Below are 12,462 nucleotides of genomic sequence, written 5' to 3'. Positions count from 1 at the left end.
TTATGGGTGCTGTTTGCTAAGGGCAGGTTGTAAATGCTTTACTTGCGGCCCCTGAAGGTTTATTTCAGATACATAGGCGGTGCTGTCGATGCCAGCCTCGGAAAGTTTAGCGGTTAGAGCCGCCGTTACATTGCGGGCTACATCTAAGTTACTGCAAAGCGAAAAAACAGAAGGGCCTGAGCCTGATATGCCGAAACCAAGTGCCTTTTGTTCCATGGCTAGCTGGCGCATTTCGCTGAAGCAGGGAATAAGCATGGCACGCACAGGCTCGATGATAACATCCTGCATGCTTCGGCTGATTAGGTCCAGGTTGTTTGTGCAGAAACCGGCTACCAGCCCCGCCACATTGCCCCATTGGGTTACCGCATCTTGTAGCGGAACATGCGTTCTCAAAATCTGCCTTGCCTCTTTGGTAGGTATCTCCACATGCGGGTACACCAATGCGCAGGCCAGGCCTGCAGGTACCGGCAATTTTACCACGTCCAGCGGGTTATAGCTCCTGATCAATACCAAACCACCCAAAAGGGCAGGGGCAACGTTGTCCGCATGGGCATTGCCACAGGCTAACCGTTCGCCCTCCATGGCAAAAGGTAATAACTGCTCTTGCGTTAGCGGCTTCCCCATCAGTTCATTAATGCCAACCAAGCCTGCCACGGCACTGGCAGAGCTGGAGCCAAGCCCGCTTCCGAAAGGCATCTTTTTGTAAAGCGCTATACTTACACCTTGTTTTATGCCTAAGTGATTTAGGTAATTGATAACTACAGCACTAACGGTGTTCTTGGCAGGATCACGAGGCAAACGTCCCTCATCTCCCTCAATAACGTCCAAGCTTACTTCCCCACTGTCATTCAGGTGCATTACCACCTCGTCTCCGGGTGTGTTTACGGCAAAGCCTAGCACATCGTATCCGCAGCTAACATTTGCTACAGTGGCCGGGGCAAATACTTTTATTCCTTTCATAAAGTATACTTTCTAGTGTGGTTTTACTGGGCTGCAACCCTTACAAGATCAGCGAGAACACCTGCGGCGGTTACTTCTGCTCCGGCGCCCGGTCCCTTAATTACCATTGGGTTGAGGCGGTACCTGTCGGTAGTGAAGGAGATAATGTTATCGCTGCCAGAGAGGTTGTAGAACGGGTGCTCTGGACCTGCATTCAGCAGCTCTACCTTAACCCTTCCTGCTTCCAGGGTGCCTATGTAGCGAAGCACTTTGTTAGCTGCAGCGGCCTGGTCTTTGAGTTTGGCAAAGTACGGCTCAGACTTTTCAAGCTCCTGGTAAAATGCCTCCACGGTAGGGGCAGAAACGCAGTTTTCAGGAAGTATAGGATGAATCTGTACGTCTTGAAGTTCTACCGGCAACCCTGTTTCGCGGGCAAGTATGAGCATCTTTCTGGCAAAGTCAAGCCCACTCAGGTCGTCGCGTGGGTCAGGTTCGGTAAAGCCTTTTTGCTGCGCCTCACGCACTACCTCAGCAAATGTTCGGGCACCCTTATACTCGTTAAATATGAAGGAGATAGTGCCGGAAAGTATAGCCTCTATCTTCAGTACCCGGTCTCCGCTAATGAGCAGGTCGTGCAGGGTGTTGATGATGGGTAAACCTGCCCCCACATTTGTCTCAAAGAAGTAGTCCACGCCATACTTTCGTACTACCTGCTTGTCCTTGTAATAGTCTGAGAAAGAGCCGCAGTTACGTATCTTGTTGCAGGTAACAACTGAAAAGCTCTGTTCAAACAGGTGCCTGTAAGTTTTGGCTACGTCTGCGCTGCCAGTGTTATCTATAAAAACAGAATTCGGCAAATTGAGCGCTACAGCCTGCTCGATAAAGCGGCTAAGCTCACTCTGCTCGCCTTGCTCCAGCAGCTCTTCCTGCCAGCTAGTCAGGCTGATGCCTTCCCGGTTCCAGACCATTTTTCTGCTGTTGCTTACTCCCACTAAATTAACCTTCAGGTGGCGGCTAGACTGCAGGTGTTCCTGGTGCTGCTCCAGCTGTTTCAGCAGGGTAGCACCTATGTTGCCGGTGCCACAGCAAAACACATTCAGTGTTCTTACTGGCGAGAGGAACAGTGCATCGTGTACAGAGTTCAGAGCCTTGGATAAATCTTCGCTGTCTACCACAACAGATATGTTAAGCTCAGAAGAGCCCTGCGCAATGGCGCTGACGTTTACGCCGCTACGGCCAAGCGCGCTAAACAACTTGCCAGACAGGCCAATGGCCTGCTTCATGTTCTCCCCAACTACGGCCATTACACTAAAGCCTTCCTCTACTAGAGGCTTGGACAGTTTCTGGGTCAGCAGCTCATACTCAAACTCAGCTTCTATAGCCTTAACAGCGGCAGGTACATCCTCTGGTGAAACAGCTAAAGTGATGCTATACTCGGAACTGGCCTGTGTGATCAGTATCACATTTACACTGGCATGGGCCAATGCACTGAACAGGCGGCCACTAAAGCCTTTGTGCCCTACCATGCCGCCACCTTGTATGCTGAGCATGCTAACTGCCGGTATTGAGCTTATTCCCTTTACCAGCGATCCGTTTACAGATGGCTGAGCACCTATGGCTGTGCCCGGGAAAGTAGGGTTAAAGGTATTTCTTACAACAAGGGGGATATTTTTGGCAATAGCCGGCAGCATGGTAGGCGGGTGAACGACCTTAGCTCCGAAGAAGGAAAGCTCGATAGCCTCATTGTAAGACAAGTGCTTGAGCGGGAATGCTTTTTTCACCAAACGTGGATCGGCTGTCATGAAACCATCCACATCGGTCCATATCTGCACTTCTGCTGCACTCATGGCTGCTCCCACCAGGGCAGCTGTATAATCAGAGCCTCCACGGCCTAGCGTAGTGGTGTTGCCGCACTGGTCAGAGGCAATAAAGCCTGTAATGACAGGGGTAGCTCCTTGGTGCTGCTCAAAAAACGTGCTGAGCAGTTGGTTGGTAAGCGCTTCGTTTACGGCAGCTTTGCCATAGTTGCTGTCGGTCTTGATGAACTGGCGCGCATCGGCAAAAACAGCATTTACCCCATGTTGCTTGAGTACATGCGTTAACGTATAGTTAGAGCATAGCTCGCCATAGGCAACGACTCTGTCGCGTATTCTTGCCGATGCCTCTCCTAGAGCTTTTACGCCTGTTAACAGTTCTTCTAGTTCATTAAAGTATAGCTTAAGGCCGAGTAAAGCCTGATTTTGATACTTTACCTCCAGCAATGCCTTCACAATCTCAAAATGGCGGTCCTCAATCGTTTTGAGTCCAATGCTGAACTCTTTTCCTTCCGCAGCTTCTGTTACAAGCTGTAGCAGTGTGTTTGTAACCCCGCTCAGAGCCGAACACACTAAAGCAACAGCCTGATTTGTTTGCTGCTGTTCTTTTACGATTTTAACCAACGAGTTTATAGACTCTGCTGATCCTACTGAGGTACCTCCGAATTTCAGGACTTTCATGTTGTAAAGGGGTTAAAACAAAAAGGCCTTCCTCTGTTCTGAGGAAGGCCTTTTTGTAGTTTATGAAGTATTTTTCTAACTCATTCTACTAAAAATTTCCGTTCCCCATGGGCAATGGCCTGTCGTTCCGGTAATCGTAATGATCCCGGTCGTCATAATTGTAATTGTTGTAAACAGGTTGCTGCTCATAGGTTGCATGGGTGCAATATGTAACTTTTTTCTAATATAGAAGAGTAATTTTTAATTTTTTTATCTAACTATCAGCTTTTTGATGCAAAAGTGATTTTGAGGGAAGCTGATGACAGTATTAATGCGGACCAAAAGTAGCTGATTACATGGTGCCGGTGTGGCTAATTATTGAAAACAGTTTCTCATCTGTTTATACTTTACGAAAGGCTACAGCCAGCTATGAAAAGAGTTCTGAATAATGTAACTTATACAAGTTATCACCTGCTATAACAAGTAACATAAGTTCGTTTCCGTATCATCATGTAGTAGCAGTTTAAAGGCCAGCTGCTCTACTGGCTTCGTAGCCCAGGCTTAGTGAAGAATGGTTTATAATTCTAACTTTGTATTTCCCCCGAGCAGGTACTTATCTTAAACTATACTCATAGAAAAACAATCAATGAATAACAGGAGAGTCTTTTTTTGGTCCATAGCTGTAGCGTTGGGAGGCTTTTTGTTCGGCTTTGACACAGCCGTGATTTCAGGCGCAGAACAATCCATTCAGGAAGTATGGCAGTTAGATGTTTTCCAGCATGGCCTTACTGTTTCGATTGCCCTGATCGGTACAGTGATAGGTGCCCTGGTTGGGGGATACCCCTCTGATAGGCTTGGCCGCAAGCGCACCTTGTTCTGGATTGGGGTGCTCTACCTTGCTTCAGCAGTAGGGTCAGCCTTGGCTACAGACTGGTACTCATTTCTGTTTTTCCGGTTTATAGGCGGCCTGGGAGTAGGGGCCTCTTCTGTGGCCGCCCCCATGTACATCAGCGAGATAGCGCCTGCCAATAAGAGAGGCCGGATGGTAGCCTTATTTCAGTTTAATATAGTCTTTGGCATATTGATAGCTTTTCTGTCGAACTACCTGTTGCAGGATGCAGGTAGTGCAGCTTGGCGTTGGATGCTGGGAGTAGAGGGCTTTCCTGCTGCCATCTTTGTTGGGCTTGTGTTGCTGGTGCCCGAAAGCCCGCGTTGGCTTGCTGTTAAAAAAGGGGCTGTAGAAGAGGCCAGGGCTGTATTAAACCAGATAGATCCATCCACAGCGGATGCAGAGTTAGCTGCGATCATCGAATCCGGGAACAAAAGAAAGAACAGAACCTCCGAAGAGAGACTTTTCTCTAAACAGCACAGTGTTCCTGTTATGCTGGCTGTTTTGTTTGCTGTGTTCAACCAGGTATCTGGTATTAACGCCATTATTTACTATGCCCCCAGAATTTTCGAGATGACAGGCCTAGGCAAAGATGCTGCCTTGCTTTCTTCAGCTGGGGTGGGCTTGGTCAACTTTATATTTACCTTGTTGGCACTCAATTTTATTGACCGTGTGGGGCGGAGGGTTTTGATGCTTGTTGGGTCTTTTGGTTTAATCCTGACTTTGGGCATGGTATCGTGGGCCTTCTACACCGAGAGTTTCGGTATGGTGGTGCCTGTAAGCCTGTTTGCCTATATTGCATTCTTTGCCTTCTCTCAAGGCGCAGTCATATGGGTGTTCATTTCAGAGATTTTTCCTAACAGCGTAAGGGCAAGCGGACAAGCCTTGGGTAGCTTTACCCACTGGTTTATGGCCGCTGTGATCGCTTTTGTGTTCCCTTATATTACAGCCAGTCTGGGAGGAGGAAATACCTTCCTTATTTTTACCATTATGATGGTACTGCAGCTGCTGTTTGTCTGGAAAATAATGCCGGAAACGAAAGGTGTATCGCTCGAGGAGATCGGAAAGAAAGTTGAGTCGCAGGGAGTGGTAATTTAGTCTAACAAATACACATCAATCATGAAGCAGCCTCAGATAATATGCTTTGGAGAAGTGCTGTGGGATATTCTTCCAAGTGGAAAGATGCCTGGTGGTGCACCCATGAATGTTGCCATACACCTAACCTACTACGGTTACTCTCCTGTAGTTATCAGCTGTGTAGGTAAGGACGATTTAGCAAGGGAGCTAAACGCCTTCCTGCAAGGGAAACACCTCTCCACACAATGGATACAGACTAGCCAGCTATACCAAACCGGGGTTGTGAAGGCAAATACCAGCAACAAGCAGGAAGTGACTTATGAGATTGTGGAGCCTGTTGCCTGGGATTATGTACAGTATGATGAGCAGGCGGCAAAGCTCATAAAGGCAAGTGATGTATTTATTTTCGGTAGCCTGGCTGCCAGAAATTCTACTTCGCGCAAAACACTGCAGCAGTACCTGAAGCTCGCCAAGTATAAGGTACTTGACGTAAACCTGCGGCCGCCCTACTACTCTCCGGAGCTCACACAGGACTTGCTGGATGCTGCAGACGTAGCCAAGATGAACCACCAGGAACTGAACGAGGTAACTGGATGGCTAGGCTGGTCAGGCAATGAACAGGAGCAGATGCAGGCCCTAAAGCAGCATTTTAACCTTCAACTGCTTATCGTAACCCGCGGCGACAAGGGAGCTGCCGTGCTGTCAGAAAGAGGGTATGAGGAGCATCAAGGATACCAGGTGGAAGTGGAGGATACCATAGGCAGCGGCGATGCTTTTCTGGCAACCTTCCTGAAGTTCTACCTAGAAGGTGAGCCTGTTTCGAAAGCTTTGGATAAAGCATGTATGGCGGGAGCATTCGTGGCTACACAGAAGGGGGCTACACCGCGCATTGATTTGACACAAATAGAAAAATCCTTCATTAAATCATAGCTTAAGTAGGGCAGGCGCTGCTAGCTTAAAGTAGAAAGTAGAGTATGAATAAACTATCTGTAATGATAGCCTTAGGAGCTGTATTAAGCAGCTGTGGTACAAATCAGGCAACAGTTGAAAACCAGGACGAAGCAATGAATAACATAACTGCTTCAGTTGCTTTTAATGAGCCTCACCGGCCGCAGTTTCATTTTACTCCACCTACCGGTTGGATGAATGATCCTAATGGTATGGTGTACCATAACGGCGAGTACCACTTGTTTTACCAACACAACCCAGACAGCACGGTGTGGGGGCCAATGCATTGGGGGCATGCTGTCAGTAAAGACATGGTAAGGTGGGAGCACCTGCCAATTGCCCTCTACCCGGATAGCCTGGGCATGATCTTTTCTGGGAGTGCGGTGGTAGATACCAAGAATACCTCTGGTTTAGGTACAGCAGAAAATCCTCCCCTTATAGCCATCTTTACCTATCATGATGCTGAAGCGGAAAAGGCGGGAAGAAACGACTACCAAACGCAGGGTATCGCCTATAGCCTAAATAATGGACGGACATGGACCAAGTATAGGAACAACCCTGTGCTGAAGAACCCGGGCATACGGGATTTCCGGGATCCGAAGGTGATGTGGTATGAAAAAGGGCAGGAGTGGATTATGACGCTGGCAGTAAAAGACCATATCAGTTTTTACGCTTCTAAAAACCTGCTCGACTGGAAGCTGAGAAGTGATTTTGGTGCTGATGTTGGAGCGCATGGTGGCGTTTGGGAGTGTCCGGACCTAATCAAGATGCCTGTAAAGGGTACTAATGAAGAGAAATGGGTTCTGATTGTAAATATCAACCCTGGTGCACCAAACGGAGGGTCTGGTACCCAGTATTTCGTAGGTGATTTTAATGGGAGCAAGTTTATACTTGACCCTGATTTCAAAGCAAACTTGAGTGCAAAACCGAGCATTGCGGCTACTGTAAACGGGCAGGAAGGCATTTGGCTGGACTACGGACGTGACCAGTATGCGGGCATTACCTGGGCTAATGTACCCAAAGAGGATGGGCGCCATCTGTTTATAGGATGGATGAGTAACTGGGACTATGCCAATGTAGTGCCGACAGAAAAATGGAGAAGCGCCATGACAGTTGCTCGTTCCCTGGAGCTGGTAAACACTCCTGCTGGTTTGCGTGTAGCCTCCAAGCCAGTACAGGAGTTACAAAATATCTATCACAAAACTCATGTTTTGGAAGCGCAGACAGTATCAGGTGCTATAGATATTTCTGAGCAGCTTTCTGTCAAATCTTCAAGCTATGACCTAAGCCTGGAAGTGGAGCCAGATGCCAGTCAGAAGTCATTTGCCGTAGAGCTTTCTAACAGCAGAAATCAGCAAGTACTAATAGGCTACGATGCGGACCGAGGGCAGTACTACATAAACAGAAAAAAGGCAGGCGAGCATAGTTTTTCAGATAAGTTCTCAGGCATTCAGTATGCTCCTCGCTTCTCTAAAGACAAACTTTTTAGTTTGCGATTAGTGGTAGATGTAGCCTCCGTGGAGCTTTTCGCTGATGAAGGAAGAACCGTAATGACGAGTATATTCTTCCCTGATGAGGAATTTACTAAAATAAGACTGATTGCTGATAAAGGACAGTTGAAACTGAGCTCTGGAAAACTTACAGAACTGAAATCCATCTACGCTTCAGGGAACCAACAGGAGTGATAATTTTCCCTTTTGTAAAGCGCAGGGTAATAATGTATAAGACCAGGTAATCTCTTTGATACAAAAGGAGCTTACCTGGTCTTTCGTTTTTAGTGTTAGAAGCTATAGCGCTGGAGAAGTAAAAGAAAGGCTGTCCCGCTTCAAGTATAAAGGTGCTATAGGGTTGTTTAGTTAATATGCTTTTGATTATCAGAGTATAAAATAATATAACAGAGGGTGAAAACTGTTCTGCCATTTATTAAATTTGTACCCGGTTGTTTGTTAGATAAGCAGTTCTAGCCTGAGTTGTCTCTTACGCCTTTTTGCTGTTAGGTGCTTGTGCTAGCTTGGTGAGCAGCAGTACCGCTCTTTTTTTACTGTATGAGAATAACTTTACTGTTGCTAGTGCTCCTTTTTTCAGGTAGCCTGTATGCACAAAGTAAGCTAATAGATAGCTTGCTGGGTGAGCTTTCCAAAGCTGAGACAGACTCTGCCAGAGTGATGCTTAATTGTAGTTTAAGCAAACAATATGCACTTACCGATGCTGTAAAATCCAAAGAGTATGGGCAGGCAGCCTATGACCTGGCAACCGCCGCTGGCTTCGAAGTTGGAAGAGCCAAAGCCTTAACACTCTTAGGTAATTCTGCCTTGGTCATGGGCGACTACGGCAAGGCAATGGAACATTACTTTCAGGCACTTGCTCTCGGGAAGCAGTTGAATGATACTGCCACCCTCATCTCGTCTTATATCAACCTGGGCAACGTCTACAATAAAATCCAGGATTCTAAAAGGGCTATTAACCATTATCTTTTGGCAACAGCGTTGGCGCAGAAAGCCAATGATACAATAAGGTTAGGCAGTGCCTATAACAACCTTGGTGACATTTATGAGGATCAGGGGAAGTATAGTACAGCTCTGAATTACTATAAGCAGGCAACAAAGCTGCAAGAAGGTGCTGGCGATAAAAAAGGATGGGCTATTAGCCTTCTTAACATCGGAAACATTCACCTGCATCTGGGACAAGCCGAGCATGGGTTGCCTTACTTGTTTAAGTCAGTAAGCTTAAATGAGGAGATTCAGAATGACATGATCAAAATGGCAGCGCTGGGGAAAATTGCCGAGATCTACCTGGCAACGGGCAATAAGGCCAAAGCGCTGAGGTATGCTCAGCAGAGCTTTGACATGGCCAAAAAGACTGAATCCACTAAGAAAATAGTGGAAGCATCCCTGCTGATGCAGAAGGTCTATGCTGCCTTAAATAACTACAAGCAGTCTTATGAATATCTGTCTATCTACACAAAGCATAAAGAGGAGCTGGATAACGAAAGCAGAGCCAGAGTAGAGGCGGAGATAACAGCTAAGTATGAAATAGCCCAAAAGGAGCAAGAAAATCAGCGCCTGAAAGCTGAGCAGGAGAAACAGGCAGCAGAGATACAGTACCAGCATTATACGTTGATCCTGGAGGGCACGATCATTCTTTTGATGCTGGTACTGCTGATAGTTCTTTTCCTTGGCTGGCAACGGCAAAGGGCTGCTTATGCAAAACTGCAGGATGCACATTACCTGATGCAGACACAAAATGCAGAAATCACGGCTCAGAGGAATGAGATATCAACTCAGGCTAAGGTTTTACAGGAGCAAAATGAGCGTTTGGGCAGGCATGATGCCTTTAAGAACAAAGTATTTACTATTATTTCTCACGACCTGAGGGGGCCATTTTACTCAATCAAAAGCATTCTGGGGCTGGCACAGGCCAGAACCCTGCCCGAGGCTGATGTAAAGCGAATATTTAACCTGCTAGGCAGAGATATGGATGTAGCTATGGCGATGCTTGATAATGTGCTGATTTGGGCAAAGGCGCAGCTTGAAGAGTCCTGTATAAAGGTAGAGCCTGTTAACCTGCACCGGATTGCAGAGGAAAACATGGAGCTTGTCAGGTCTCAGGCCAATGATAAAGGTGTAAAGCTTCTGAATTATGTAACACCGGGTGCCACAGCGCTTGCAGATAAAGAAAGACTCAATTTTGTGCTGCGTAACCTGCTCACGAACGCTGTAAAGTTCTCCTACCCGGGGGGCCAGGTAAGTTTCAAAGTAGAAGAGCAAGCCGATAAGGTAGTGGTGCTGGTAAGTGATAATGGTAAAGGTATGTCGCCGGCTAATGTGGCCAACCTGTTTTCAGAGAGGCGTTTTACCACTCTCGGTACTTCAGGTGAGAAAGGTACAGGCTTAGGGTTGATGCTGTGCAGGGAGCTCTTAGAAAGCTTTTCAGGCCAGATTAGTGTGCAAAGTGAAGACGGTAAGGGAAGTGTGTTTGCTGTATCGTTGCCAAGAACTAGTATTGAAGTCTCCCATGAGGAAGTGCAGTTGGAGCCGGAGTTGGCTTAGCAGTCCCTGCACCTTCTTGTAAGAAAAACCAGGTCCCTTTAAGATAGCGGGAAGGGGCTGTCCAAAAAGGGCAGTCCCTTTTTCATTTATTCGCCTTTTGCTATTTTAGTAGGCATGAAAAGGCGCAACGTTGTTTTCAAGGAGCAGCCGGGCCACCAGGTGGTCCTGTTCCCCCAAAGCATCGGAGACCGCATCCCGGAAGGCCACCCGGTGCGGCTCGTGGACCGGGTGGTCGATGAGCTCAACATCGACCGCATCATAGCCACCTATAAAGGCGGGGGCACGAGCAGCTACCACCCACGGATGCTCTTGAAAGTGCTCTTCTACGCTTACCTGAACAACATCTATTCCTGCCGCCGCATTGCCCGGGCCCTGGAAGAGAACATCCACTTCATGTGGCTCTCGGGCGGCAGCACCCCCGACTTCCGCACCATCAATGACTTTAGAAGCCGTCGCCTCAAAAACCAGGTCCAGGAGCTCTTCGCCCAGGTGGTGCGCCTGATGCACCGGTTGGAGTATGTGAGCCTCGAGACCCAGTACGTGGACGGCACCAAGATAGAGGCAGCCGCCAATCGCTATACTTTCGTGTGGCGGGGCTCAGTGGAGAAGAACAAAGAAAAGCTGGAGCGGAAGATCCGCAGCGTGCTCTGTGACATCGGCCAGGCCATCAAAGAAGACAGGAAAGCGCCCCAGGAGCGGCTGCCCGAGAAGGTGGACGCCCACCGGCTCAAAGAGGAGATTCAAAAGCTCAACGAGCACGTGGCTGAGCTGGACAAGAAAGCCCGCAAGCAGGTGGCCAAACTGGAAAAAGAGCACCTGCCGCGACTACAAAAATACGAGGAGCAGTTAGAGAAGCTCGGTGACAGGAACAGCTATAGCAAAACAGACGAGGACGCCACCTTCATGCGGATGAAAGAAGACCACATGAAGAACGGGCAGCTGAAGCCGGCCTACAACGTGCAGATCAGCTCGGAGAACCAGCTGATCACCAACTTCTCTTTGCACCAGCGGCCGGGCGACACGGCCACCCTGATTGCCCACCTACAGCAGTTCCAGGAGCATTACCAGCAGCAGTCAAAAGAAGTGGTGGCCGACGCCGGCTACGGCTCGGAGCAGAACTACGCCTGGCTCGAGGATAAGCAGATCCAGGCCTATGTCAAGTACAACTACTTCCATCAAGAGCAGAAGCGCAAGTTCCGAAATGACATCTTCCATCCGCTTAACCTGTACTATAACCAGCAGGAGGACTTCTTCGTCTGCCCCATGGGCCAGCGGCTGGAGCAGGTGGGCCAGTACGAGCGTACATCTGACTTGGGTTATGTCTCGCAGGTGAGCCGCTACCAGGCCCGCCGGTGCGAGAGTTGCCCCTTAAGAGGGCAGTGCTTCAGGGGCAAGGGCAACAGAGTCATCGAGGTCAACCACCGGCTCCAGCGCCTGAAGGCAAAGGCCCGGGAGCTACTGTTGAGCGAGGAGGGGGTGCGCCACCGCAGGCAAAGGGCCATTGAGCCCGAGGCCGTGTTTGGGCAGGTCAAGAGCAACAACCGCTTCACCCGCTTTAGGTTGCGCACGCTGGCCAAAGCCGAGGTGGACTTTGGCCTGGCCGCTGTGGCCCATAACCTGCGCAAAGTAGCCCGAAAGGGAGTAAAAGCCTTCGAAGAGGCGCTGGAAAGGGCCGCCTCCGGCCTCTCTGGCGCGCTGAAACAGCCGACCGCGGCTCATGCTTGCTTGCTGGACCACTTTTCCGCCTTTTTCAGCCCGAGACGAGCCGTTCTCTACATGGCCGCCTGAAAAACAATAGCAACCGGATAAACGCAAAGAGGGCGCCCTTTTAGGACACCCTCTTCTGTTTGAAGATAGGTGTGGTGTATTGCATCATACAGGAAACTTGTAGCGTAAATTTATTTTCAAACATGCAGCCGCTCGTTCTACCTTAGAGGCATCTGTACCAGACTGTTCGGCTTAGGGACAGTGTTGTATGTTCACCCACAAAAAGTAGTACTGCCTTGATTTTTTTATTTAAGCTGTAATTTTAAGCTTCCTATACTTTGAAGTATCGTATATGGTGCATTTGTTTAGAAACCACACC

General features: G+C 48.5%; 6 protein-coding genes and 1 pseudogene. 5 read left to right on the top strand and 2 right to left on the bottom strand.

Annotated features, from left to right (window positions below; translation table 11 throughout):
• Both PKOR_RS01700 and thrA read right to left on the bottom strand, forming a co-directional pair.
• Nucleotides 1–960, bottom strand: a complete 960-nt coding sequence (locus PKOR_RS01700) for a homoserine kinase (protein WP_046308797.1) — start codon at nt 958–960, stop codon at nt 1–3.
• Between the two features lie 23 nt (nt 961–983).
• The gene (gene thrA / locus PKOR_RS01695; RefSeq protein WP_046308796.1) at nt 984–3,434 is read right to left on the bottom strand and encodes a bifunctional aspartate kinase/homoserine dehydrogenase I; all 2,451 of its coding nucleotides are present in this window, start codon (nt 3,432–3,434) and stop codon (nt 984–986) included.
• Between the two features lie 625 nt (nt 3,435–4,059).
• Here thrA and PKOR_RS01690 point away from each other — a divergent pair.
• The 5 genes and pseudogenes from PKOR_RS01690 to PKOR_RS01670 form a co-directional block, all read left to right on the top strand.
• A complete protein-coding gene (locus PKOR_RS01690; RefSeq protein ID WP_046308795.1) occupies nt 4,060–5,400 on the top strand; it encodes a sugar porter family MFS transporter in 1,341 nt (446 codons plus the stop codon).
• 21 nt (nt 5,401–5,421) lie between these two features.
• Entirely contained in the window at nt 5,422–6,309 is an 888-nt protein-coding gene (locus PKOR_RS01685; protein WP_046308794.1) for a carbohydrate kinase family protein, read from the top strand.
• A gap of 44 nt (nt 6,310–6,353) precedes the next feature.
• Nucleotides 6,354–8,012: a glycoside hydrolase family 32 protein gene (locus tag PKOR_RS01680; protein WP_046308793.1), complete on the top strand. Its 1,659-nt coding sequence runs from the start codon at nt 6,354–6,356 to the stop codon at nt 8,010–8,012.
• Nucleotides 8,013–8,372: 360 nt separating this feature from the next.
• Nucleotides 8,373–10,376 carry a tetratricopeptide repeat-containing sensor histidine kinase gene (locus PKOR_RS01675; protein WP_046308792.1) on the top strand — a complete coding sequence of 668 codons (2,004 nt, stop codon included), beginning with the start codon at nt 8,373–8,375 and terminating at the stop codon, nt 10,374–10,376.
• 114 nt (nt 10,377–10,490) lie between these two features.
• A pseudogene (locus PKOR_RS01670) lies at nt 10,491–12,014 on the top strand (IS1182 family transposase); the annotation flags it as partial.
• Nucleotides 12,015–12,462: the final 448 nt, after the last annotated feature.

Origin of the sequence: Pontibacter korlensis (assembly GCF_000973725.1) — a bacterium.
Classification (GTDB): Bacteria; Bacteroidota; Bacteroidia; order Cytophagales; family Hymenobacteraceae; genus Pontibacter; species Pontibacter korlensis.
Note: the sequence above shows the minus strand (reverse complement) of the source record. Positions and strands in the feature narration are given on the sequence as shown.

Coding starts and splice junctions, on each gene's coding strand:
- thrA (WP_046308796.1), bottom strand. CDS start 3,434: ATGAAAGTCCTGAAATTCGGAGGTACCTCAGTAGGATCAGCAGAGTCT.
- PKOR_RS01700 (WP_046308797.1), bottom strand. CDS start 960: ATGAAAGGAATAAAAGTATTTGCCCCGGCCACTGTAGCAAATGTTAGC.
- PKOR_RS01675 (WP_046308792.1), top strand. CDS start 8,373: ATGAGAATAACTTTACTGTTGCTAGTGCTCCTTTTTTCAGGTAGCCTG.
- PKOR_RS01680 (WP_046308793.1), top strand. CDS start 6,354: ATGAATAAACTATCTGTAATGATAGCCTTAGGAGCTGTATTAAGCAGC.
- PKOR_RS01690 (WP_046308795.1), top strand. CDS start 4,060: ATGAATAACAGGAGAGTCTTTTTTTGGTCCATAGCTGTAGCGTTGGGA.
- PKOR_RS01685 (WP_046308794.1), top strand. CDS start 5,422: ATGAAGCAGCCTCAGATAATATGCTTTGGAGAAGTGCTGTGGGATATT.